We start from the raw sequence: 22,622 nt of genomic DNA, 5'->3' as shown, positions 1-22,622 counted from the left end.
TCACGATTTCGGCAGGTTGATTTTCTGCTCTTTTGAAGGTCGGTAAAGCAGCATTGTGCGGCCGAGGATCTGGGCGACGGCAGCCCCGGTTGCCTGAGAGAGTTCCGCGGCGATCTCCTTACGGTCACTCATGCAGCCTTCCTGCAGTTTGACTTTGATCAGTTCATGGGTTTCGAGCGCTTCTTCGGTTGCAGCAATAACCGCATCGTTGATTTCTTCTTTGCCGACAAAAACGACCGGTTTCAATTGATGTCCCAAACCGCGCAGATAGCGATTCTGTTTTCCTGTCAGTTGCATTCTTACTCCTGCTTAAAAATAGATCCCGGCCAGCCAGTAGAAAAACATGCCGACCAGCACGGTTGCGCCTAAGCTACGGGTTCTTACGGCAAAGATCAATGTCGGAATTGCGACCAGCAGCTCAGGCTTGCCAAAATCGACACTTCGCGTGGCTGAATCAGTGAACAGCGAGGGTGCGAGTAGTGCACTCAAAATAGCGACTGGAATCAGGCTGAGCCAGTCGATCAGCCACTGCGGCATCTTTTTGTGAGCCAGATAGAGCAGGGGGAGGGCTCGGGGCAGGTAGGTGACCAGTCCCATGCCTCCAAACAGGAACAGATATTCGTTGAAGGTCATTTGCTCCTCCGGTATCGCAGTTTCAGCAGGTAGCCGATCGTTGCTGCGCACATCGATGCCCCGACAATGTAAGAATCCCCGGGAATCATCAAGTACCAAGAAACGGAAATGACTGCTGCCAGCAAACCAGTGATGATATAGATACGTCCCTGCAACTGAAACACCAGCAGGCAGATGAACATGCCGGTGAGGGCATAATCGATACCGAACGCCCCTTGAGGTACAAACTGGCCGACCAGAGAGCCAGTGACGGTCGCAAGAATCCAGGTCGCGTTCGCCAAATGATTTGTAATCAGCGCACGCCAACGCCCCCATGCAGTTTCACGAAATCGCGTCATATTGACGGCAAAACTTTCATCAGTGATGCCGTAAGCGAAAATGACCAGAAATCTCCGGCTGACGCCAGACAGGTAAACTGCAAGCGCAGAACTCATCAGCACGTGGCGCAGGTTGACCATGAAGGTTGTCATGATGATACTCGGCACAGATGCTTTCGCCGCCAGCATCGCCACGCAGATAAATTGAGCACTGCCGGCAAAGACCATAATCGACATCATCAGCACCGCCCACCAGGGCAGTCCCGCTTTTTGTGCCAGCACGCCCAATGCCAGACCGATCGGAAAGTAACCGAGGCAGATGGGCCAGGCAGCTGCAGCGCCTTCACGCAGGGCTTGTTTTTTCGTTTTGGTCGCATTCATGGTTTGCAAGAATAAAGATTTGGCTACGGAACACAAGACACATTACGCAGCCAAAAAAGAGTAAAACTGTATCCACAAAAAAACGGAGAGCCAAACGTGTGTCCGACTCCCCGTCTCGTTTTTTATCTGAAATCCGGGATCTACAGAACCTGGCGTAAAAAATCTTTCGCCCGTTCTTCACGTGGTTCGGTAAAGAAGTGCTCCGGCGTTCCTTCTTCGACCAGCTTGCCGTGGTCCATAAAAATAACCCGGTCCGCCACTTCACGGGCAAAACCCATCTCATGGGTGACAACGACCATGGTCATGCCCTCGCGGGCAAGCTGCTTCATAACGTCGAGGACCTCGCCAACCATCTCCGGATCAAGGGCGCTGGTCGGCTCATCAAACAGCATGATTTTCGGGTCCATCGCCAAGGCACGGGCGATGGCAACACGCTGCTGCTGGCCACCGGAGAGATGTCCAGGGTAGACACTCTCTTTGTCAGCAATGCCGACTTTTTTCAACAACTGACGGGCTTTGTCTTCGGCTTCCTTACGGTTTCTCTTGCGGACCACCTGCTGTGCCAGAATGATATTGTCCAGCACGGTTTTGTGTGGGAACAGGTTGAACTGCTGGAATACCATGCCGACTTCGCGCCGCACTTTATTCAGGTCGGTTTTTTTGTCGGCTAGATCGATGCCATCGATCATGATATGGCCGTCAGTTAAAGTCTCCAAGCCGTTCAGGCAGCGCAGATAGGTCGATTTACCAGAACCGGACGGGCCGATAACAACAACGACTTCACCCGATTTGATATGGGTGGTTACGCCATCCACTGCACGAACTTCAGTGCCACGACCAGTAAATATTTTTTTCAGATCAACAGTTTTAATCACTGACTGCGAGCCTCCGTTCAACCCAGGCAATCACCTGTGACAGACTTAAGGTCAGCAGCAGATAGAGCAGGGCGACAATAAACCAGATTTCGAATGTGGCAAATGTCGAGGTGATGACCTCGCGACCACTTTTGGTCAAATCGGTAATGGCGATAACCGACACCAGCGATGAATCCTTGATCAGACTGATGAATTGACCGGCCAACGGCGGCAGGGTGCGTTTAAACGCTTGCGGCAGGATAATGTGGATCATCGCCTGCGGCACGTTCATGCCAAGGGATCGAGCTGCTTCCATTTGCCCTTTCGGGATCGACTGGATGCCTGCACGAATAATCTCGGCGACGTAGGCGCCGGCAAAAATGGCCAGGGCGCTGATGCCGGCCACGATACGGCTGATGTCGAGAACGGTGCCAAGGAAGAAGTAAAAAATGAAAATCTGCACCAGCAGCGGAGTACCACGGATCAGCTCAACATAAATAACCGACAATTGCCGCAGAGTCGTATTGCTGGAGACACGACAGAGCCCGGTGACCAGACCGATAATCAAACCGAAGACACTTGCAGCAGCCGAAAGCCATAAGGTTGTCCAGAGACCAACCAGTAATGGACCGGCGCGCCATTCGGCAATATAGCCGATGGTATCCCCCTCGAACAGGGTTTCGTCTTGATAAACGGAAACGTTGTCGGCATCAACTTTATACGTCAGAGTTTCATCGTATTCCGTAAGCACCGTGACGTTTGCTGACTCACCGACAACATCGACTTTCTCAACCCGAGCATCTGCAGGGACCACAATTGCGTCTTCGTTTAAGTAAACAAAATATTGCGGCACCCGGTTCCAGCGCCAGGTGTAGTCTATTTTTTTAGTCGCTATCCAAAGTCCAGTTCCCAGCGCAAACAGAATCAACAGCGTCAGCAAAGACCATGACCAGCTCGTGACATTTTTATTCACAATAACATCCAAAAACTAAAATCGGCGGAGAGCGTTTGCTGCCACTCCCCGCCGATCGTTAAATAAAACTAGTTCTGTACCTGCTTCAACCAGGAATCATCCTGAATCCATTTACCATAGATTTTGTCGTAAGTTCCGTCATTTTTGACCTGGGCCATGAAATTGTTAAGCCAGTTCAGGAAGTTCGGGTTGTCGTGACGAATTGCCCATGCCAGAGGCTCGTAAGTGAAAGGCTGGCTCAGCAGGACAAGTTTGCCTTCGCCCTTTTGCTTGTAGGCGAGTTCCATGTAAGGCAGGTCGTAAACGAAAGCGTCAATTTTACCGTTGACCAGGTCCATAACACCTTCCTGCTCAGTTTCGAAGGAAATGTAGGTGCATTTCGGGATCATGCGCTTAGTTGCCTGCTCACCAGTGGTGCCAAGTTTGGAAGCGACTTTGTATTTCGGGTTATTCAGGTCTTTGTAGGACTTGATCTCGCCGGCAAGTGATTTTTTGATCATGATACTTTGGCCGATAACGATGTACGGGTCAGCAAAAGAGACCTTGAGGTTGCGCTCCTGGGTCAGGGTCATGCCACTGGCAATGATATCGTACTTCTTGGTGAGCAGGCCGGGGATGATGCCGTCCCAAGCGGTGCTGACCAGTTCCAGTTTTACGCCCATCGCCTTGGCGGCACGCTTCATCATGTCAACATCAAAACCGATGATTTCGCCCTTGGCGTTGGTCATTTCAAACGGCATGTAGCCGGGTTCCATGCCAACCCGAAGACTGCCACGCTCGAGAATTTCATCCAGAGTGTCAGCCATAGCGACGCTCGGCAGGACAACGCAAAGAGCCAGCAGCAGGGCAATCATCAACTTCATTTTTTTCATCTGTTTCCTCCGTCAAAAAATAAGGAATGTGGGCCGTCGATAAACAACGGCAGGGTAGATTTAATAAGATTTTCCTTCATCCAGCAGTTCATTGATCGACATCTGGGTATTGCATTTCGGGCATCTGGGCAGATCTTCAATCGGCAGGTAAACAATCTCGGTGTGGCGGCATTTCGGGCAGATGACTTCAACAGGTTCTAGTTTGCCACGTTCCATGCGGAAATACTCCAATTGAAAAAAGATTTGAAAGCACTAAATTCTGCTTATACCACAGCGATTACGGCTGAACAAGAGTCTAGCAATATTCTCGGTTTCTGCTCGGTTGCAGAACAAAATAAATGCGAAATCAGCTTGCAAATAACAGTCTTTGCCTGCTGGTTTTTGACGAGCGCTTTCCTCTTTACAAAAACTGCCCGACAAGTTTAGTATTGGCGGTTCTTTAAATAACAGGAAACACTTTTCGAAACAGTTGTAACTGCATGAATCAAAAGAATATTCGTAATTTTTCCATAATCGCTCACATCGATCATGGCAAGTCGACTCTGGCTGATCGTCTGCTCGAAGCAACCGGCGCTCTCTCTGACCGTGAGAAATCGGACCAGTACCTTGACAAGATGGAACTTGAACGGGAGCGGGGTATCACCATCAAGTCCCAGGCCGTTCGGTTGAACTACAAGGCCAAAGACGGGCTGGATTATATCCTTAACCTGATCGACACGCCCGGGCATGTCGACTTTACTTATGAAGTCAGCAGGTCCCTGTCGGCCTGCGAAGGAGCCCTGCTGGTCGTTGATGCTGCACAGGGGGTCGAGGCACAAACTCTGGCCAACGTCTACATGGCGATCGATCAGGATTTGGAAGTCTTCCCGGTGTTGAACAAGATCGACCTGCCGAGCGCCGAACCTGAACGGGTCAGAGAAGAAGTTGAAGAAATCATTGGCATCGACACCAGCGATGCCGTTCTGGCCAGCGCCAAGGAAGGTATCGGTATCAGCGATATCCTCGAGGCCGTGGTCAACAGGGTGCCTGCTCCTGGTGGTGATGTCGATGCCCCGCTGCAGGCGATGATCTTCGATTCCTGGTACGACTCTTACCAGGGTGTCATTATTCTTACCCGGGTTGTCGAAGGCAGCGTCAAAAAAGGCGATAAGATCAAGCTGATGGCGACCGGAGGGACCTACGAAGTGCAAAAGGTCGGGGCTTTCAGCCCTCACCCGACTGAACTGCCGAAACTGGCCGCCGGTGAGGTTGGTTTTGTCATCGCTGGCATCAAGGTTGTCGAGGATGCCAAGGTTGGTGATACCATCACTCATCAGCACGCTCCTGCGGAAAAGCCGCTTCCCGGTTTCCAGGAAGTCAAACCGATGGTTTTCTCCGGACTTTACCCGATCGACTCCGGCGAATATGACGCGCTTCGCGATGCGCTGGAAAAATTGCGACTGAACGATGCCGCGTTTTCATTCGAACCTGAGAATTCGCTGGCACTCGGTTTCGGTTTTCGCTGTGGCTTCCTTGGTCTGCTGCATATGGAGATCATTCAGGAACGACTGGAACGCGAATTCAATGTAGAACTCATCACCACGGCGCCGACGGTTGTCTATAAAGTCACCACAACTAAAGGTGAACTATTGCAGGTTGAGAGCGCCAACATGTTGCCTGAGGTTCAATTCATCGAGAAAATCGAAGAGCCTTTCGTGTTGGCGTCGATCCACGTACCGAACGAGTTTGTCGGGGCGGTGCTGAATCTCTGTATTGAAAAACGTGGGGTGCAGCGCGAACTGAAATACCTGACCGCCAACCGTGTTATGGTAGTCTACGAACTGCCGCTCAACGAAATCGTTCTCGACTTCTTCGACCGGCTCAAGTCGATCACTCGCGGCTATGCGTCTCTCGATTACGAACACCTCGATTTCCGTCCGAGCAAACTGGTTCGATTAAACGTGTTGATCAATGGTGATGTCGTTGATGCGTTGTCATTGATTGTGCATATGGATAAAGCCCAGTTCCGTGGTCGCGAACTGGTTTCGAAGATGAAAGAGTTTATTCCACGCCAGCAGTACGAAGTCGCGATTCAGGCGGCGATCGGCAACAAGGTTATTGCCCGTTCAACCGTTAAAGCGCTGCGCAAAGATGTTACCGCCAAATGTTACGGTGGCGACATTACCCGTAAGCGTAAACTGCTGGAAAAACAGAAGGCCGGTAAGAAGCGGATGAAACAGGTCGGCAGCGTTGAACTGCCGCAGGATGCTTTTCTGGCTATCCTCAAAGTCAAAGAGTAATTTCATGGGACTTTTCACCAAGAAAAAGAAAACGTTCGTCGAGGAAGTGAAAAAGCCTTGGTATCGCGAATGGTCCGAGGCACTGATTGTCGCCGTCGTCCTGGCACTGATTATTCGCACCTTTTTGTTCCAGGCTTTCAAGATTCCGTCCGGCTCGATGCTCGATACCTTGCTGATCGGTGATCATCTGCTGGTCAACAAGTTTATCTACGGCACCCAGATCCCTTTTACCGACCAGACCTATCTGAAAATCCGTGACCCGGAACGTGGCGACGTTATTGTTTTCGAGTTTCCGGATGACGAAGGCAAGTCCTTTTTCCAGCGTCGTGATTTTATCAAGCGGGTCATAGGCACGCCTGGTGACCTGATCGAAATCAAAGCAAAAAAAGTTTACGTTAACGGTAAGCCATACAGCATTCCTCAGCAGGTCCACAAAGACGCTCAGGTTGTCCCTGAAGTTGCCGGGCCGCGTGACTTTGCCGGACCGATCAAGGTTCCTCAAGATAGCTACTTCGTTATGGGCGACAATCGCGACTATTCTTTCGATAGTCGTTTCTGGGGCTTTGTTCACAAGTCGAAGATCAAGGGCTTGGCATTTATAAAATACTGGTCTTGGGATGCAAAGGCCGACCTGCTGGAGAAGGTTCGTTGGAACAGGATTGGACGCACGATCAATTAACAAATTCTTTAAAATTTAGCTGTTGACTTTGCGCTCTGCCGGTTGTTAAAGTCGGCGAAATTTAGCACTGAACTGCAACCTTTAAATTGATCCGAGAGATCAACAAGGAAGCGAAAACGTGGCACCAAAAAATTCGAAATATATCCAGAAGTACCTGTATGCCTCGAGCGCACAGGTACTTTTTTTGTGCGTAAACCACAGAAAAGGGGAGGGCCATGGCTGCTGAAAAAATTGAAATTCTCGACCTTGACGGTATCACCCGTGCGATCACCCGCATCGCTCATGAAGTCCTGGAAAAAAATAAAGGGATCAAAGACCTGGTCATTGTCGGTATCCGCACCGGCGGCGCTTATCTGGCGACCCAACTGCAGAAGAAAATTTCCGAGATTGAAGGGCAGGTGGTTCCTCTCGGCAATATCGATGTCACCATGTACCGTGATGATTTCGGTTCGCGCAGTGACCTCTCCGTTGGCCAGACCGATATCCGGTTTTCCCCCAGCGGTCAAAAAGTCATTCTGGTCGATGACGTGCTTTTTACCGGCCGCACGATTCGCGCAGCGATGGACGCGCTGATGGACCTCGGCCGCCCGACCAATATCCAGTTGGCGATTCTGATTGACCGCGGCCACCGCGAATTGCCGATCCGCCCTGATTACATCGGGCGCAACCTGCCGACGGCGCGCAATGAGCAGATCGAAGTCGATTTTGATGATCAAAATGAAGCACAAGCCGTTCATTTGATCCGAGCATAAAACGGGAGGCGTTCAATGACGTTCAATCACAAGCACATCATCGGTATCAAGGACCTGACACCGGAAGAGTTGACTTTTATTCTCGACACTTCCATCAGCTTCAAAGAGATCAACCGGCGCGATATCAAAAAGGTTCCGACTCTGCGTGGCAAGACCATCATCAACCTGTTCTTCGAAGCCAGCACCCGCACCCGGACATCTTTCGAGATCGCCGGCAAGCGTCTTTCCGCCGACACCATCAATATCAGCGCTTCCGGCTCCTCAGTGGTCAAAGGCGAAACCCTTGAAGACACAGCGAAGAATATTGAAGCGATGAATCCGGACGCCATCGTTATGCGTCATAACGCTTCCGGTGCTTGTGAGTACCTGGCGAAGCGGCTTGACTGCGCCATTATCAACGCTGGTGACGGCATGCACGAGCACCCCAGTCAAGCACTGCTCGACGCCTACACGATTCGCGAAGCCAAGGGAAAAATTGAAGGTCTGACAGTCGCTATCATCGGTGACATCACCCACAGCCGGGTGGTTCGTTCCAATATCTACTGTCTGACCAAACTGGGCGCCAAGGTTCGCGTCGCCGGCCCGGGTACCATGCTGCCTCCCGGCATTGAAAGGCTTGGCTGCGAAGCCTACAAAAACATCGACGATGCCATTAAGGGCTCTGATGTTGTCATGATGCTGCGCATTCAGCGTGAGCGCCAGGGCGCGCCGCTGATCCCGTCGGTTCGCGAGTACAGTAAGTTCTTCGGCTTGACCCACGCACGGATGAAACTGGCCAAGGAAGACGCCATCGTCATGCACCCGGGACCGATCAACCGTGGTGTTGAATTGCCGACCTCGATTGCCGATGGCCCGCAGAACGTCATTCTTGACCAGGTTGAGAACGGTGTTGCGGTGCGGATGGCCTTGTTGTACTTGGCCTGTGGCGGCGAAAAGTTGCAAGATTAAGAGGTGACTACTATGAAGATGCTTATAAAATCAGGAAGAGTTGTTGATCCGGCAAACAATATCGACGAGAAACTCGATATCCTCATCGTTGACGGTAAGATTGCCGAGGTCGCTGCGAATATCGATGCTGGTGACGCCGAGGTGATCAACGCCGCAGGGAATATTGTCACACCTGGCTTGATCGACATCCACACCCACATGCGCGAGCCGGGACTTGAATACAAAGAAGACATTATCTCCGGCACGGCTGCGGCAGCCGCTGGCGGCGTGACATCTCTTTGTTGTATGCCGAATACCAACCCGGTGATCGACAACCTGCCGGTGGTACAGTTCATCATGAACAAAGCGAAATTCGAAGGAAGTGCGAACGTATTTCCGATCGCTGCGATCTCGAAGGGCCAGAAAGGGGAGATTCTCTCCGAAATGGGGGAACTGCTCGAAGGCGGTTGTGTCGGTTTTTCCGATGATGGTCTGCCGGTCAATGACGGCGAAATGATGCGCCGGGCAATGGAGTATGCCAGCACCTTCGATGCGCCGATCATCGTACACGCTGAAGATATCTCGCTGGTTGCCGGTGGTTCGATGAACGAAGGCGCTGTTGCCACTGAATTGGGCCTTAAGGGGATCCCGAACTGTGCTGAAGATTCGATGACTTCGCGCGATATCATGATCGCCGAGTTGACTGGCGGACACCTGCATGTCTGCCATGTTTCAACCAAGGGCAGTCTTGAGTTGATCCGGCAAGCGAAGGCGCGTGGCGTCAAAGTGACCTGCGAAGTGACCCCTCACCACTTCAGCTTGACCGAAGACGCGGTTCGCGGCTACAACACTAACGCCAAGATGAACCCGCCGCTGCGTACGCAGGAAGATGTTGATGCCGTCCGGACGGCGCTGGCAGACGGTACTGCTGATGCCATTGCCACGGACCACGCACCGCATCACATTGATGATAAGAATGTCGAATTTGCATTGGCGGCCAATGGCATTGTTGGTCTGGAGACTCTGCTGCCGTTGACGCTGAAGTTGGTCGCGGAAAAAGTGATCAACCTGTCGCGGGCGATCGAACTGATGACCTGCAGCCCGGCAAAATTGCTGAAAATCGATCGAGGCACATTGGCGGTTGGCGCGGTTGCCGATGTCGCTATCATCAACCCGAACAAAGAGTGGGAAGTCACTGAAGAGGGTCTGCATTCGAAGAGCAAAAACTCTTACTTCATCGGCCAGACGTTGAAGGGCTGTGCAGTAAAAACCCTGCGTGCGGGTGAAGTTGTTTTTAGCCGTGACTAGTTATATATTTCAGATAGTTTCAAACATTATTTAAAGTAGTTTAAAGGAAATACGAGGTTTCAATGAAAGCAATTCTGGCCCTGGCCGACGGCAAGGTTTTCGAAGGTAAAGCCTTCGGCGCGATCGGTGAAGTTTCCGGAGAAGTGGTGTTCAATACCAGCATGACCGGTTATCAGGAAATTCTGACCGATCCGTCTTACTGCGGTGAAATTGTCACCATGACTTACCCGCAGATCGGCAATTACGGTATCAATAAAGAAGATGTCGAGTCCTGCAAACCATTTCTTTCAGGTTTCATCGTCAAAGAGTCCTGTCCGTTTCCGAGCAATTTCCGTTCGGAGATGAGTCTCGATGCTTACCTGAAAGAGAATAACGTGGTCGGGATCGAAGGAATTGATACGCGCGCGTTGGTGCGTCACATCCGCACCAAAGGGGCGCAGGTTGGTATCATTTCCTCGGTCGATACTGACCCGCAGAGTTTGATCGAAAAAGCCAAGCAGGCACCAGGTCTGGTTGGCCGTGACCTGGTGAAGAAAGTGACCTGCGACTCAGCTTACGAAACCTCCGAAGGGGTCTGGACTCTGGGCGAAGGCTACGCTGACGCCACAGGTAAAGAGAGAAACTATAAAGTCGTTGCTTACGATTTCGGGATTAAACGCAACATCCTGCGCAACCTGGTGTCGGCTGGCTGTGATGTGACCGTTGTCCCGGCGTCCACCAGTGCCGAAGATGTGCTGGTGATGAACCCTGATGGCGTCTTTCTCAGCAACGGTCCTGGCGACCCGGAACCGATCAAATACGCGCAGGAGAACATTGCCAAGTTGCTCGGCAAAGTTCCTCTGTTTGGCATCTGCCTCGGTCATCAGTTGATGTCGATTGCATTCGGCGGAAAAACATACAAGCTGAAATTCGGTCACCGCGGCGGCAACCAACCGGTACTTGACTATCAGCGGCAACAGGTTGAGATTACTTCGCAGAACCACGGTTTTGCCGTGGATAGCGATTCCTTGGGTGACCATGTTGAAGTGACTCACATCAACCTGAATGACAATACTGTCGAGGGTGTTCGACACACAGAATACCCGGCGTTCTCGGTTCAGTATCACCCGGAAGCCTCTCCGGGACCGCATGACGCTCAATACCTGTTTGCCCGCTTCATCGAATTGATGGCGAATCACAAGAATTAGTTTTTTAAGTTTCAAATATAAGGAACACCCATGCCTAAGCGTACAGACATCAAAAAGATTCTGATCATTGGAGCCGGCCCAATCATCATCGGCCAGGCCTGCGAATTCGATTACTCGGGAACTCAGGCTTGCAAGGCTCTCAAGGAAGAGGGCTACGAAGTTGTCCTGCTGAACTCCAATCCGGCGACGATCATGACCGATCCTGATTTTGCTGATCGCACCTATGTCGAACCGGTCAATCCGGTTGTTTTGTCGCGGATTATAGAGAAGGAAAAACCGGATGCATTGTTGCCGACGCTTGGTGGTCAGACAGCCCTGAATACCGCCGTTGCCGTTGCCGAAGCCGGGATCCTTGAAAAGCACGGAGTCGAGTTGATCGGTGCCAGACTTGGGCCGATCAAGAAAGCGGAAGATCGTACCCTGTTCAAGCAGGCGATGGAAAAGATCGGCGTTGCGGTTCCACGCTCCGGACTGGCTCATAGCTATAAGGAAGCGATGGAAGTGATTGACCACGTCGGCTTCCCGGCAATCATTCGCCCATCCTTCACTCTGGGTGGTACTGGTGGCGGCATCGCTTACAACCTGGAAGAGTATGAGCGGATGGCGATCGCTGGCATCGAGGCTTCGCCGACTAACGAGGTTCTGGTTGAAGAATCGGTCATCGGTTGGAAAGAATACGAACTGGAAGTCATGCGCGACATGGCTGACAATGTCGTTATCATCTGTTCGATCGAAAACTTCGATGCCATGGGCGTGCATACTGGCGATTCGATCACCGTTGCGCCAGCGCAGACATTGACCGACAAGGAATACCAGATCCTGCGAGACGCTTCGCTGAAGATCATTCGTGAGATTGGCGTCGATACCGGTGGCTCGAATATCCAGTTCGGTGTTAATCCGAAAGACGGTCGCCTGGTTGTTATCGAGATGAACCCGCGCGTATCCCGCTCTTCGGCGCTGGCATCGAAAGCCACTGGCTTCCCGATTGCCAAGATTGCTGCCAAACTCTCAGTCGGCTATCGTCTCGATGAAATTCCGAACGATATTACCCGTGAAACCCTGGCCTCTTTTGAGCCGACCATCGATTACGTGGTCACCAAGGTGCCACGTTTTACCTTCGAGAAGTTCCCACAGGCGGAAGCGCACCTGACGACCCAGATGAAATCGGTGGGCGAGGCGATGTCGATTGGCCGGACCTTCAAAGAGAGCCTGCAAAAAGCTCTGCGTTCGATGGAAATCGGTTCCCACGGGTTCGAGAGTAGACTGTTTGAGAAGCCGGGCGACTACCGCCGGACCCTGACTCAGGGTGAGCTGGATGAGTTACGCACCAACCTGCGGGTACCGAACTGCGACCGTATGTGGCATCTTGGCGATGCGATCCGTGCCGGCTTCAGTATCGATGAAATCTATCAGTTGACCGGCATCGACCCCTGGTTCCTGCGCAACATCGAACAGATCATTGAGATGGAATCTTTACTGGTCACGCAGAAAAAACTGATGGCTGCAGGAGATCAGCAATTTGTCGATCTGCTGCGTAATGCCAAGCAGTACGGTTTCTCCGATAAGCGACTCGCTTTCCTTTGGGAAGTCACGGAAAAAGATGTCCGCGAACTCCGCCAGAAATACGAGGTTCGCCCGGTTTATAAGCGGGTTGATACCTGTGGCGCCGAATTCGAGGCTTTTACCCCGTATCTTTACTCGACTTATGAAACTGAATGCGAAGCGGAGCCGACTGACAAGCGGAAGATTATGATCCTGGGCGGTGGTCCGAACCGGATCGGCCAAGGTATCGAATTCGATTATTGCTGTGTCCACGGCGTTTTCGCTTTGACTGATGCAGGCTTCGAAACCATCATGGTTAACTGCAACCCGGAAACGGTTTCGACCGACTATGACACTTCTGATCGTCTCTATTTCGAGCCGCTGACTTTGGAAGATGTACTGGAGATCGTGGCAACCGAGAAACCGGAAGGTGTCATTGTTCAGTACGGTGGCCAGACCCCGCTGAAATTAGCGGTTGAGCTGGAAAAAGCCGGTGTGCCGATTATCGGTACTTCTCCGGACGCTATCGATCGCGCTGAAGACCGCGAGCGTTTCCAGGCGCTACTACACAAACTGAACCTGAAGCAGCCGGAAAACGGCATTGCCCGTTCTTTCGACGAGGCGGAAAAGATTGCCGGCCGCATCGGGTACCCGGTGGTTGTCCGTCCGTCCTACGTGCTTGGTGGCCGGGCGATGGAAATCGTTTACGATATCGAACAGCTGCGTCGTTACATGAAGTTTGCCGTGCAGGCATCCCCTGAACATCCGATTCTGATCGACAAATTCCTGCAGGATGCCATCGAGATCGATGTCGATGCGCTGGCTGATGGAACCGAGGTCGTGATCGGCGGCATCATGCAGCACATCGAGGAAGCGGGTATTCACTCAGGTGATTCAGCCTGCGCTTTGCCACCATATTCTCTGCCGGATGAGATTATCGCTGAGATTCGTCGTCAAACCATAGCTTTGGCGCTGGAATTGAAGGTTGTTGGTTTGATGAACATTCAGTTTGCGGTCAAAGGTGGAACGATTTACCTGATCGAGGTCAACCCGCGTGCCAGTCGGACGGTTCCTTTTGTCTCCAAAGCCACCGGCCGCCAGTTGGCACAGATCGCCGCTAAAGTCATGGCAGGGCAATCACTGGCTGAACAGGGCGTTGCCGGTGATATCATTCCAGAACATGTCTCGGTAAAAGAAGCGGTTTTCCCATTCGTCAAGTTTCCCGGAGTTGACACCTTGCTTGGTCCGGAAATGAAATCGACGGGTGAAGTCATGGGCATCGATATGGACTTTGGTAAGGCTTTTGCCAAAGCCCAGCTTGGTGCCGGCGTCAAACTGCCGACCAGCGGGAAGATTTTTATCAGCGTGAAAGACTCCGACAAAGAACATATCGTTGAACCGGTGCTAAAACTTGCCAACGCTGGATTCAAGATTATGGCGACGGCAGGCACAGCAAAATACCTGAATGAACATGGTGTCATCACCGAGCATGTCAACAAGGTCAAAGAGGGTCGTCCGCATTGTGTCGATGCAATCAAGAGCCGAGAAATTTGTATGGTCTTCAATACGACTCTGGGGGCGCAGTCGGTAGCTGATTCTTTCTCTATCCGTCGTTCTGCGCTGATGCAGGAGATCGCATATTTTACCACTGTTGCCGGCATTAAAGCCGTAACTGACGGCATTTTGGCAATGCAGCGAGAAAATCTTGACGTCTGCCCGCTGCAAGAGTATTATTCACCCTCGTAACTATAACGTTTGAAAAGATTAACCATATCAGTGGGCGGGTTTTCCCGCCCGCTGTTTTTTTGCAGGAGCGACAAAAAATGAGTGACACTGTTCCAATGACCCAGGAGGGGTATCAGCGTCTTCAGGAAGAACTGAAAACACTGATCCGGGTCGAGCGCCCCAAAGTTGTTCAGGATATTGCCGAAGCGCGCAGTCATGGCGATCTTTCGGAAAATGCCGAGTACGACGCAGCGAAAGACCGTCAGGGTTTCGTTGAAGGACGCATTCAGGAACTGGGAGATAAAATTGCTCGTGCGCAGGTGATCAACCCGGCCGAGATCGATAGTGAAAAGATTGTTTTCGGCGCCAAAGTTACCCTGTTTGATATTGATACTGAGAATGAAGTCACTTACCAAATCGTCGGTGAGGACGAAGCCGACATCAAAGTCGGAAAGATTTCAATCACATCGCCTGTTGGAAAAGCACTGATCGGCCACATGGTTGATGAGGAAGTCCGTATCGTTGTTCCGTCCGGTGTTCGTGTTTACGAAGTGACAGATATCGAATACAGTTAATTGCATTCGACAATAAAAACGATCTTACGGGGCACTGTTTTATTACAGTGCCCCGTTTTTCTTGATTTTTTGCTATCCATTTGTGAGAATTTGAAAATTCAATTACGAACATTTCAATATGATGAGCGGAGCAAATAAATGAGTCAAAAAATCACCAAAGACATGACCTTCCACCAAGTCCTGCAGATGGACCCTCAAGTTGCTAAAATCCTTGGTCAATTCAATCTTGGCTGTGTTGGTTGCATGGGTGCAATGAACGAATCGATCGCCCAGGGTGCAAAGGCGCACGGGCTGGATGCTGACGAAATCGTCAAAGCACTGAACGCCATTTTTGACTGAGTCGGGCAGATGCCCCAAACCCCTGATTCGCAACCTCACCCAGCATTAGAAAAAACGATCGGCAGCATCAAAGGCGTCGGCCCGAAGATGCTGCCGAAGCTTGAAAAGCTCGGCCTGAAAACGGTCGAAGACGCCTTATATCATCTCCCATTACGTTACGAAGACCGCCGCCAACTCAAACCGATCAGTCATTTAAGGCCCGGGGGACAGGAAGTTTTCCGTGGTCGGGTTCTCTCCGCCGGAGAGTCGATAACATCTCGCAATCGAAAGAAAATTTATGATGTCATTGTCGAAGATGACAGTGGCCAGATTGCCCTGAAATGGTTTCGTTACCGTAAACCATGGCTGCAGAAACTGCTACCGATCGGTCGGCAGGTTGTGTTGATCGGTGAAGTGAAACATTTCGGCGCAACCCGCGAAGTGCATCATCCTGATGTTGAATTGCTGCCGGACGGTGCTGATCCCATGCAGGTGCTGCAAAAAGACCCGTTGAATTTCGGCAGAATTTTACCTGTTTATCCGCTGACTGAAGGGCTTAGCCAGAAACAGGCCAGAAAAATTTGGTACCCGCTTGTGATGGATAATGCTGTTTATGTCGAAAGCCGTATGCCACAGGAGGTCTTACAACGCCTTCACCTGATGCCGCTGGCTACGGCGTTGTTACAATCACACTGGCCTGATAATCAAACCGATCTACAGGCGTTGGGGCAGGGGACGGACAGTGCGCGCAACTCTCTGGTTTTCGACGAATTCTTCTTTCTTGAACTGGGTCTTGCCCTTAAACGTGCTGGTGTTCAACTGGAAGAGGGAATTCAGTTTCGTCTGGAACATCGCTATACGCTTCCTCTGAGTAAAATTTTGCCGTTCAAGCTGACAGATGCACAGCGCCGGGTATTGGGTGAAATCAAGCAGGATATGTGCTCTAAACAACCGATGCACCGATTGTTACAAGGGGATGTCGGCAGCGGGAAAACCATGGTGGCACTGATGTCGGCACTGATCGCTATCGAAAACAAGACACAGGTTGCTGTTGTTGCACCAACAGAGATTCTTGCCGAGCAGCACTTCAGAACCTTTGACAACTGGTTACGTGAACTGGGCCTGAAAGCAGCGCTTTTGCAGGGAAGCATGTCGGCCTCGGCCAAGCGTGACGTGTTGGAAATGATTGCAACTGGAGAGGTTGATCTTATTGTTGGCACGCACGCTGTGCTGCAGGAAGGTGTTGAATTTCACAAACTTGGTCTCGGAATCATTGATGAACAGCATCGCTTTGGCGTCAAACAACGCAGCTTGTTGAAACATAAAGGCCAGAATCCGGACATGCTGGTCATGACGGCAACCCCCATACCGCGTACGCTATCGATGACCTTGTACGGGGATCTATCCGTTTCGGTTATCGATCAACTCCCTCCTGGGCGTAAACCTATAACAACGCGTAAATACGTAGGCCAGCAACGGACCAAAGCTTACCAGTTGATTGGAAAAGAGATTGCGGCGGGCCGGCAGGCTTATATCGTTTACCCGCTGGTTGAAGAATCAGAAAAAAGTGACTTGAAAGCAGCCATCGATGCTGCTGAACACCTGAAAAATGACATCTTTCCACAATTCAATATCGGAGTTTTACATGGCCGGATGAAGTCAGCGGAAAAAGATACCGTCATGGAACGATTCCGCAAAGGTGAAGTTCAACTCCTTGTATCTACAACAGTTATCGAAGTTGGTGTAGATGTGCCGAACGCAACAGTGATGATGGTAGAGCACGCTGATCGATTCGGCCTCTCACAATTGCATCAACTGCGTGGCAGAGTTGGCCGTGGAGCAGACAAAAGTTATTGCCTGCTTATTCCATCCGATCATTACAGTGAAGACGCGGGAAAGCGCTTGCAAGTGATGGTCGACACTGAAGACGGTTTTCGCATTGCCGAGGCCGATCTGGAAATTAGGGGCCCGGGTGACTTTCTCGGCACGCGGCAGGCGGGGTTGCCCGATTTTCGTGTCGCAAATCTGCTGCGTGACGCCCGTCTACTGGAATCCGCCCGCAAGGAAGCCTTTGAATATATTGAAAAAACAAATCAACTTAAGACCCCTGATTCGCAACCTGTGCGGCAGGAATTAATTCGTCGCTGGGGTGGCAGACTGGAATTAGCAGCCATCGGCTGATAGACTGATGAAAATCACACTAAAAAAGTCAACATGGAGGGCAGTATGAAAGCCATTCGCGTTCATAGTTTCGGTGATCCTCAAACCATGCAACTAGAGGATATCCAGTCTCAGCAACCTGCAGGATCACAAATTCTGATCGAGGTTAAAGCTATAGGAGTAAACCCGGTCGATACTTATATCCGGGCAGGCGTTTATCCCGCATTGCCGAATTTGCCTTACACTCCTGGAAAAGACGCCGCTGGAATCATAGCGGCAGTTGGTCCTGATGTTAAACATCACAAAGTCGGAGACAGAGTTTACTGCTGCGATAGTGTCAGTGGAAGCTATGCTGAGCAAACTGTTTGTGACCAAGCCCATGTCTTTGCGTTGCCAGATAATGTTGATTTTACATCAGGAGCTGCGGTTGGTGTTCCGTATTCGACTGCGTATTTCGGCCTGTTTTATCGGGCCCACACGATGCCGGGCGAAACCGTTTTGATTCATGGCGCCAGTGGCTCTGTAGGGCTGGCTGCTTTGCAGTTGGCTAAAGCTAACGGCATAAGAGCGATTGGAACGGCAGGCAGTGATGAAGGGCTGGAGTTGATCAAACAACAAGGAGCTATTGCGGCTCTTGACCATAGAGTTGAAGGCTATCTTGATGCCATAGAAGGCCTCACGTGTGGCCAAGGAGTCAATGTCGTACTCGAAATGCTCGCCAATATCAATCTACAGAAAGATCTCGACGCTCTAGCCAAGTTCGGAAGAGTTGTTGTCATCGGAAACCGCGGAACTATAGAAATCAATCCCAGAGCAACCATGGGAAAAAATGCGTCAATCATGGGAATGGCAATAGTCAACGCAACACATAAACAACTGGCGAGCATGCACTCGGCGATTCATGCAGGATTGGCAAGTGGAACACTTAACCCTGTCATCAGTACTGAACTTCCATTATCTAAAGCAGCAGAGAGCCATGAGAGGGTAATGCAGCCTGGAGCAAAGGGGAAGATATTACTTTTGCCTTAGAACAGAGCTGATATCGCTGAAACAATCAAACCAAACTTTAGTTTACATAATATACATTATGCGACGTTAGTTTTGTTGCCCCGAATCTAGCGTTCGTTTGTGAGCGCACAAGGAAGTAAAAGTACCTTCATTTTGGAAGTAAAAGTACCTACCAAACAAAAACATTCATTAGCAATTTATGGCTCTAATTTTGGTATCATCAAAATTATATGCTTAACCCTTTCCACTTCAGCATCTTTTAGTGATTTATCAAGTTGCGTGCAGTCAGAGTTTGCCCATTCCTTAATTCTACCCAATAAGGAAAGATCTCCTGCCCAGGTACGCAGCAAGGTACCTTTATTCTTTGGGCGTGTCATTGATAGCCAATTTGGTACATACTTTTTATCAATTAGATCGGGAACGAATCTCATCTTGTTTTGCTTGTTCAATTCTTTGACAATCAATAAAGATTCTAGGAAAGTCCAATACACCTCAAGACAAAAAACTCTAGCCTCTTCCCAAGATTTCGCATATTCAAAAAAACCACTGTCTTTATAAAATAAATAATGCTTTCGAACTGAATTATGCCTAAGCAGATCTTTTACAGATTCACCCATTTCCCAGTATTGTCTCCAAAGGATAAACGCTGAAGAAAATAAACAAGTCGTGTTTAAGTTAGGTTGATATCCAAGAGATGGTATATTATGAACTGAGCTATGAAGGATCTTGAAATAACATGGTTTATGTTTATTGATATATTTTTTTAAGATGTAACGTTTTATAGAATTGTATATATTTTTCTTTTTTAAGGAATATGTTCAGTTATGGTTGTTTTGTGTGTAGTAATCAATGTTGGAAATTTCACTTTTTGACTCTTTATCAAGAGATCTCCACGACTTAAATATTATTTTCTCCTTTATTGAAACGCTTTTATTTTTTAATGTCTTTATTTTCCAATTTTGGTAATTAAAACAATTCAAAGTTGATTTGAATAATTTAGCATAATGCTCTTCATGTTGTGAGAATATAATAGAAATATCCTTTTTTTGAATTGCTAGATCTCTTGATTTAACCTTTACGGATAAAGGAGAGTTGCAGTAAGAACAAAAATATGGCTGCCTTTTAGATAAGTCTGCAAAAGTATATTCAATATTTTTTCCACATGACATGCACTTGTTTATAATTTTTTCCTTGTGGAATGGACACTCCCCTATTGTTTTTATCTGGTGAAGATTGCTGTGAAATCCAAAAGTTGTACATTTTGGGCAAAACCTTAAAATCTCAGAACCTACCCCTTGATCCTTCATTAAGCCTACTAGTTTTGAATTAATATATTTTTCGGGATTTAGTCCGGTTAGTTGTGAAAACCTTTCAATATTGAGAGCATCCTGACGATACAGATCATATTTTGAATATTTGAGAACTAATGTTGGGTATGAAACGTTTGCCAAGGGTTCAAGATATACACGCAATCTACATTGATTCAACAACATCCCTTTGTTTAATGCGCTCCAAATAGACTCCGTTGGGAGGTATAAAGTAGGGTTAATACAGAAAGTTCGTTTTTCTCTTGCTAGGGCGACCAATCCTTTTTTCATTTATTCTTCTCTTCATTCGGCCTATCCAGGTAACGTGAACCTTCGATATACCCAGATTCAATAATGGCTTCATTGATATCCTTGAGACTAAACCCCTCGAAATCATTGATAGTTTGCAGCTTTTCAGTCAGCAGGAAATCGACGGTTCTAGCAAAGTATTCCATTGGAATTTCATTCTTAGTAGGTAGCTGCTCAAGGGAACGTAAATATGAAAATGATTTCCAGATTGTAGGTGCTTGTTTGTAAAGCCTCCATCCGTTATCAAATGCATCTACAGCAAAATACCTCGTATAGGTCCATTCACTGTTTTCTGGATAACATGCTGATTCATCATACGCATACAAGCAACTGGCGACATCTTCAATGCTTCGGAGCCCTTTAAATTCGAACTTTCTGGATAGAAATCTCCCTACAATTTGCATCTTTTCTAAGATTTGGAAATGGAAATGCCCCTGAATTTTCCAGGGGGATTCGTTGTGAAACTCACAATATCCGCGAAAATGGCCCAAGATCGATCAAGTCCAACCTTCAAATCATGCCCCTTCACTACGACAATCTGGTGACCCAAACCCCCACATCGAGATTTGCTCCTGGGGGGCCATAGAAGGATCCGGCGATTGGCGGGATTGATTCAGGAAGCCTTGCAACAGCCATGGCAAAATGCTCACGCCCAACAATCTGACCAACGGTCGGATCAAAGCCTTTCCAGCCTGCGCCTGGGAGATAGACTTCCGCCCAGGCATGGGTCGCACCATAATTGGTCGTTGACGGTGGAGCATGCAGGTAGCCGCTGACAAAGCGTGCGGCAAGCCCCAGTATGCGGGCTGCTGCCATAAACAGATTGGCAAAATCCCGACAGGAGCCGGTCCGGCAAGAAAGAGTCTCCATGGCCGTTTGCACGCCCGGTTCTTCACGGATTTGATAAGTCATCTCTTGCTGAATCTGGCTGCACAGACGCTGCAATATGGCGTAGGTTTGAATCTGCTCACCGGCCGGGCAGAGCTTGGTGACCCATTCAGACAATGGCCCATTGATGCTGTTGTCTGCGGGGGCCATGTAGGGGGTCAGCAGAGGCCGGTCCTCCGGGGTATAGGCGAACGGAAAGTCTGTCGCGTAATCGGCCAGCAGGAAATCGAGTGGGGTCTGATTGAACTGTTGGATGACAACATTGCTTTCGATGGAGAGTTGGTTGGCCGGTTCGGAAAAGGTCGCAATCGCCACGGAATTATCTTCTGCGTCCCGATGCCACCGCAGGGACGCTGTGGGGTTGATTTTTAGAGACGAGAATTCGATACGCAGCTCATGCCCTTCCCGGGGCCGCAACCGCAGCGAATGCGGGTTAAGCTGGACCGAGGCGGAAAAATTATAATAGGTGCGATGAAGAATTCGGTATCGCTGCATAGGTTATCCAGTTCGGCAAAGCGATTGTGGACAAAGCCTTGCGGGGGACAGAGGAGAATCTCGATAAGACATTTCCTCTTTTTTCAGTATATGTGCAAGGATGCAGGACCACAAACGCCGCCCATCATGAAATGGCATGGTAATAGACGGCAAAATAGTGGCAGGTGCTTCCCGCAAGGACAAAGAGGTGCCAGATCGCGTGATGAAAGCGCAGCCGCTTCCAGGCATAAAAAATCAATCCGAAGCTGTAAAACAGCCCGCCCGCCAGCAACAGCAGCAAGCCGGGAACCGGAATCAAAGTAACCGCTGGCTTGATGACCAGGACGAGCAACCAACCCATCACCAGGTAGGTCAGCGGTCCCAGTATTTTGAACCGATAAATAAAGAACACTTTAAAAACAATTCCCAGAACCGCCACTCCCCACACCGTGGCAAACAAGGTCCACCCCCAGTTCCCGCGCAGTAAACCCAGCGCAAAGGGTGTGTAGGTTCCGGCGATGAGGAGATAAATTGTCGCGTGGTCGAGGATTTTAAACAGCTTTCCAAGGCGCGCATCGTATTTGAAAACGTGATACAACGAAAACACCGCGTAGGAGATGACCAGGCTGCATCCATAGATGCTGAAGGTTACAACATGCAGGCCCTCTCCGTTAAGGGCAGCCTGAACAATTAAGGCAACCAGACCGGGGATACTCAGGGCAAATCCAATGGCGGGAGTAATTATATTGGCGATATGGGTCGCTTTGTAATAGCGCTGATCCATGGCATATTGTCCATTTTCTGCCTAAGCTCGTCTCTTGAACTATGTTTTTAATTTTCTGGTTATCCACCTCGCTCAAGTAGCAGGTTCCAGAACCAGATTCTTCAAAGGAACTGGCGCTGATTGAGCGGCTTGTTGCATGATTCGCCAAAATCGCTTACCAACTGCTCTGCAGCTACGGCGATTGAAGCGAAAGACATATTCATCCAGGTAGCGCTGCAAATACTGCGGGTCAAAGCGCCCCTGGAAGGTGCCGAGCATAACCCGCTTTGCTAGTGACGTTACCAAGTGGACGCCCGGCAGCACGCTTTCTTTTTCGGCGGTCTTGCTCTGAATGATGGCTTTGTGAGAATAGCCTTCAGCCTGCAAGCCG

Annotated in this window: 24 protein-coding genes; 11 read left to right on the top strand and 13 right to left on the bottom strand. The window is 49.8% G+C overall.

Annotated elements, in window-relative coordinates; genetic code table 11:
* From yhbY to BUB13_RS19095, 7 genes are all read right to left on the bottom strand, one after another.
* Positions 1 to 297 (bottom strand): ribosome assembly RNA-binding protein YhbY, encoded by a 297-nt coding sequence (gene yhbY / locus BUB13_RS17625; protein WP_072910081.1) that lies wholly within the window; start codon positions 295 to 297, stop codon positions 1 to 3.
* A 12-nt stretch (positions 298 to 309) separates the two neighbouring features.
* Positions 310 to 633, bottom strand: a complete 324-nt coding sequence (locus BUB13_RS17620) for an AzlD domain-containing protein (protein ID WP_072910080.1) — start codon at positions 631 to 633, stop codon at positions 310 to 312.
* On the bottom strand, positions 630 to 1,331 hold the full coding sequence (locus tag BUB13_RS17615) for an AzlC family ABC transporter permease (protein ID WP_072910079.1): 702 nt from the start codon (positions 1,329 to 1,331) through the stop codon (positions 630 to 632). The genes BUB13_RS17620 and BUB13_RS17615 overlap by 4 nt, the downstream gene beginning before the upstream one ends.
* Before the next feature lie 140 nt (positions 1,332 to 1,471).
* A complete protein-coding gene (locus BUB13_RS17610; RefSeq protein ID WP_072910078.1) occupies positions 1,472 to 2,206 on the bottom strand; it encodes an amino acid ABC transporter ATP-binding protein in 735 nt (244 codons plus the stop codon).
* On the bottom strand, positions 2,199 to 3,161 hold the full coding sequence (locus BUB13_RS17605) for an amino acid ABC transporter permease (RefSeq protein WP_072910088.1): 963 nt from the start codon (positions 3,159 to 3,161) through the stop codon (positions 2,199 to 2,201). Before BUB13_RS17605 ends, BUB13_RS17610 begins: the two co-directional genes overlap by 8 nt.
* A 65-nt stretch (positions 3,162 to 3,226) precedes the next feature.
* Complete coding sequence (locus BUB13_RS17600; protein ID WP_072910077.1) at positions 3,227 to 4,030, bottom strand: transporter substrate-binding domain-containing protein; 804 nt, start codon at positions 4,028 to 4,030, stop codon at positions 3,227 to 3,229.
* Between the two features lie 60 nt (positions 4,031 to 4,090).
* The gene (locus tag BUB13_RS19095) at positions 4,091 to 4,246 is read right to left on the bottom strand and encodes a hypothetical protein (protein WP_167366819.1); all 156 of its coding nucleotides are present in this window, start codon (positions 4,244 to 4,246) and stop codon (positions 4,091 to 4,093) included.
* A 263-nt stretch (positions 4,247 to 4,509) separates the two neighbouring features.
* Here BUB13_RS19095 and lepA point away from each other — a divergent pair, with 263 nt between their 5' ends.
* The 11 genes from lepA to BUB13_RS17545 all read left to right on the top strand — a co-directional run bounded on the left by lepA (position 4,510) and on the right by BUB13_RS17545 (position 18,511).
* Positions 4,510 to 6,309 (top strand): translation elongation factor 4, encoded by a 1,800-nt coding sequence (gene lepA / locus BUB13_RS17595; protein ID WP_072910076.1) that lies wholly within the window; start codon positions 4,510 to 4,512, stop codon positions 6,307 to 6,309.
* Between the two features lie 4 nt (positions 6,310 to 6,313).
* A complete protein-coding gene (gene lepB / locus BUB13_RS17590; RefSeq protein ID WP_139249427.1) occupies positions 6,314 to 6,988 on the top strand; it encodes a signal peptidase I in 675 nt (224 codons plus the stop codon).
* Between the two features lie 215 nt (positions 6,989 to 7,203).
* On the top strand, positions 7,204 to 7,740 hold the full coding sequence (gene pyrR / locus BUB13_RS17585) for a bifunctional pyr operon transcriptional regulator/uracil phosphoribosyltransferase PyrR (RefSeq protein WP_072910074.1): 537 nt from the start codon (positions 7,204 to 7,206) through the stop codon (positions 7,738 to 7,740).
* A gap of 15 nt (positions 7,741 to 7,755) precedes the next feature.
* Complete coding sequence (locus BUB13_RS17580; protein WP_072910073.1) at positions 7,756 to 8,688, top strand: aspartate carbamoyltransferase catalytic subunit; 933 nt, start codon at positions 7,756 to 7,758, stop codon at positions 8,686 to 8,688.
* 12 nt (positions 8,689 to 8,700) lie between these two features.
* On the top strand, positions 8,701 to 9,975 hold the full coding sequence (locus tag BUB13_RS17575) for a dihydroorotase (RefSeq protein WP_072910072.1): 1,275 nt from the start codon (positions 8,701 to 8,703) through the stop codon (positions 9,973 to 9,975).
* 62 nt (positions 9,976 to 10,037) lie between these two features.
* Positions 10,038 to 11,162: a glutamine-hydrolyzing carbamoyl-phosphate synthase small subunit gene (gene carA, locus BUB13_RS17570; RefSeq protein ID WP_072910071.1), complete on the top strand. Its 1,125-nt coding sequence runs from the start codon at positions 10,038 to 10,040 to the stop codon at positions 11,160 to 11,162.
* A 30-nt stretch (positions 11,163 to 11,192) separates the two neighbouring features.
* The gene (gene carB, locus BUB13_RS17565; RefSeq protein ID WP_072910070.1) at positions 11,193 to 14,450 is read left to right on the top strand and encodes a carbamoyl-phosphate synthase large subunit; all 3,258 of its coding nucleotides are present in this window, start codon (positions 11,193 to 11,195) and stop codon (positions 14,448 to 14,450) included.
* A 77-nt stretch (positions 14,451 to 14,527) separates the two neighbouring features.
* A complete protein-coding gene (gene greA / locus BUB13_RS17560; RefSeq protein ID WP_072910069.1) occupies positions 14,528 to 15,004 on the top strand; it encodes a transcription elongation factor GreA in 477 nt (158 codons plus the stop codon).
* Positions 15,005 to 15,142: 138 nt separating this feature from the next.
* Positions 15,143 to 15,343 (top strand): DUF1858 domain-containing protein, encoded by a 201-nt coding sequence (locus BUB13_RS17555; protein ID WP_072910068.1) that lies wholly within the window; start codon positions 15,143 to 15,145, stop codon positions 15,341 to 15,343.
* Positions 15,344 to 15,352: 9 nt separating this feature from the next.
* Entirely contained in the window at positions 15,353 to 17,503 is a 2,151-nt protein-coding gene (gene recG, locus BUB13_RS17550; RefSeq protein WP_072910067.1) for an ATP-dependent DNA helicase RecG, read from the top strand.
* A gap of 45 nt (positions 17,504 to 17,548) precedes the next feature.
* A complete protein-coding gene (locus tag BUB13_RS17545; RefSeq protein ID WP_072910066.1) occupies positions 17,549 to 18,511 on the top strand; it encodes an NADPH:quinone reductase in 963 nt (320 codons plus the stop codon).
* Between the two features lie 176 nt (positions 18,512 to 18,687).
* Here BUB13_RS17545 and BUB13_RS17540 read toward each other — a convergent pair whose 3' ends face one another.
* The 6 genes from BUB13_RS17540 to BUB13_RS17515 all read right to left on the bottom strand — a co-directional run.
* Entirely contained in the window at positions 18,688 to 19,107 is a 420-nt protein-coding gene (locus BUB13_RS17540) for a hypothetical protein (RefSeq protein WP_072910065.1), read from the bottom strand.
* Positions 19,108 to 19,308: 201 nt separating this feature from the next.
* A complete protein-coding gene (locus BUB13_RS17535) occupies positions 19,309 to 20,088 on the bottom strand; it encodes a hypothetical protein (RefSeq protein WP_072910064.1) in 780 nt (259 codons plus the stop codon).
* A complete protein-coding gene (locus tag BUB13_RS17530) occupies positions 20,085 to 20,597 on the bottom strand; it encodes a hypothetical protein (RefSeq protein ID WP_072910063.1) in 513 nt (170 codons plus the stop codon). The genes BUB13_RS17535 and BUB13_RS17530 overlap by 4 nt, the downstream gene beginning before the upstream one ends.
* A 37-nt stretch (positions 20,598 to 20,634) precedes the next feature.
* Positions 20,635 to 21,489 carry a transglutaminase family protein gene (locus BUB13_RS17525; protein WP_072910062.1) on the bottom strand — a complete coding sequence of 285 codons (855 nt, stop codon included), beginning with the start codon at positions 21,487 to 21,489 and terminating at the stop codon, positions 20,635 to 20,637.
* A 124-nt stretch (positions 21,490 to 21,613) separates the two neighbouring features.
* Complete coding sequence (gene trhA / locus BUB13_RS17520; protein ID WP_072910061.1) at positions 21,614 to 22,252, bottom strand: PAQR family membrane homeostasis protein TrhA; 639 nt, start codon at positions 22,250 to 22,252, stop codon at positions 21,614 to 21,616.
* Positions 22,253 to 22,324: 72 nt separating this feature from the next.
* Positions 22,325 to 22,622 (bottom strand): transposase (locus BUB13_RS17515; protein WP_139249412.1); only part of this gene is annotated, 298 nt, incomplete at its 5' end.

Source organism: Malonomonas rubra DSM 5091 (assembly GCF_900142125.1).
Lineage (GTDB): Bacteria > Desulfobacterota > Desulfuromonadia > Desulfuromonadales > Geopsychrobacteraceae > Malonomonas > Malonomonas rubra.
The sequence above is the reverse complement of the archived record's forward strand: the minus strand, read 5'-3'. Positions and strand labels throughout refer to the sequence as shown.

Bases quoted from the DNA above. Each gene is read 5' to 3' on its own strand.
- BUB13_RS17535 (WP_072910064.1), bottom strand. From the start codon at position 20,088: ATGAAAAAAGGATTGGTCGCCCTAGCAAGAGAAAAACGAACTTTCTGT.
- BUB13_RS19095 (WP_167366819.1), bottom strand. From the start codon at position 4,246: ATGGAACGTGGCAAACTAGAACCTGTTGAAGTCATCTGCCCGAAATGC.
- greA (WP_072910069.1), top strand. From the start codon at position 14,528: ATGAGTGACACTGTTCCAATGACCCAGGAGGGGTATCAGCGTCTTCAG.
- lepA (WP_072910076.1), top strand. From the start codon at position 4,510: ATGAATCAAAAGAATATTCGTAATTTTTCCATAATCGCTCACATCGAT.
- carB (WP_072910070.1), top strand. From the start codon at position 11,193: ATGCCTAAGCGTACAGACATCAAAAAGATTCTGATCATTGGAGCCGGC.
- BUB13_RS17545 (WP_072910066.1), top strand. From the start codon at position 17,549: ATGAAAGCCATTCGCGTTCATAGTTTCGGTGATCCTCAAACCATGCAA.
- BUB13_RS17615 (WP_072910079.1), bottom strand. From the start codon at position 1,331: ATGAATGCGACCAAAACGAAAAAACAAGCCCTGCGTGAAGGCGCTGCA.
- carA (WP_072910071.1), top strand. From the start codon at position 10,038: ATGAAAGCAATTCTGGCCCTGGCCGACGGCAAGGTTTTCGAAGGTAAA.
- BUB13_RS17620 (WP_072910080.1), bottom strand. From the start codon at position 633: ATGACCTTCAACGAATATCTGTTCCTGTTTGGAGGCATGGGACTGGTC.
- BUB13_RS17580 (WP_072910073.1), top strand. From the start codon at position 7,756: ATGACGTTCAATCACAAGCACATCATCGGTATCAAGGACCTGACACCG.
- pyrR (WP_072910074.1), top strand. From the start codon at position 7,204: ATGGCTGCTGAAAAAATTGAAATTCTCGACCTTGACGGTATCACCCGT.
- trhA (WP_072910061.1), bottom strand. From the start codon at position 22,252: ATGGATCAGCGCTATTACAAAGCGACCCATATCGCCAATATAATTACT.
- BUB13_RS17555 (WP_072910068.1), top strand. From the start codon at position 15,143: ATGAGTCAAAAAATCACCAAAGACATGACCTTCCACCAAGTCCTGCAG.
- yhbY (WP_072910081.1), bottom strand. From the start codon at position 297: ATGCAACTGACAGGAAAACAGAATCGCTATCTGCGCGGTTTGGGACAT.
- BUB13_RS17600 (WP_072910077.1), bottom strand. From the start codon at position 4,030: ATGAAAAAAATGAAGTTGATGATTGCCCTGCTGCTGGCTCTTTGCGTT.
- recG (WP_072910067.1), top strand. From the start codon at position 15,353: ATGCCCCAAACCCCTGATTCGCAACCTCACCCAGCATTAGAAAAAACG.
- BUB13_RS17540 (WP_072910065.1), bottom strand. From the start codon at position 19,107: ATGGGTGAATCTGTAAAAGATCTGCTTAGGCATAATTCAGTTCGAAAG.
- lepB (WP_139249427.1), top strand. From the start codon at position 6,314: ATGGGACTTTTCACCAAGAAAAAGAAAACGTTCGTCGAGGAAGTGAAA.
- BUB13_RS17525 (WP_072910062.1), bottom strand. From the start codon at position 21,489: ATGCAGCGATACCGAATTCTTCATCGCACCTATTATAATTTTTCCGCC.
- BUB13_RS17575 (WP_072910072.1), top strand. From the start codon at position 8,701: ATGAAGATGCTTATAAAATCAGGAAGAGTTGTTGATCCGGCAAACAAT.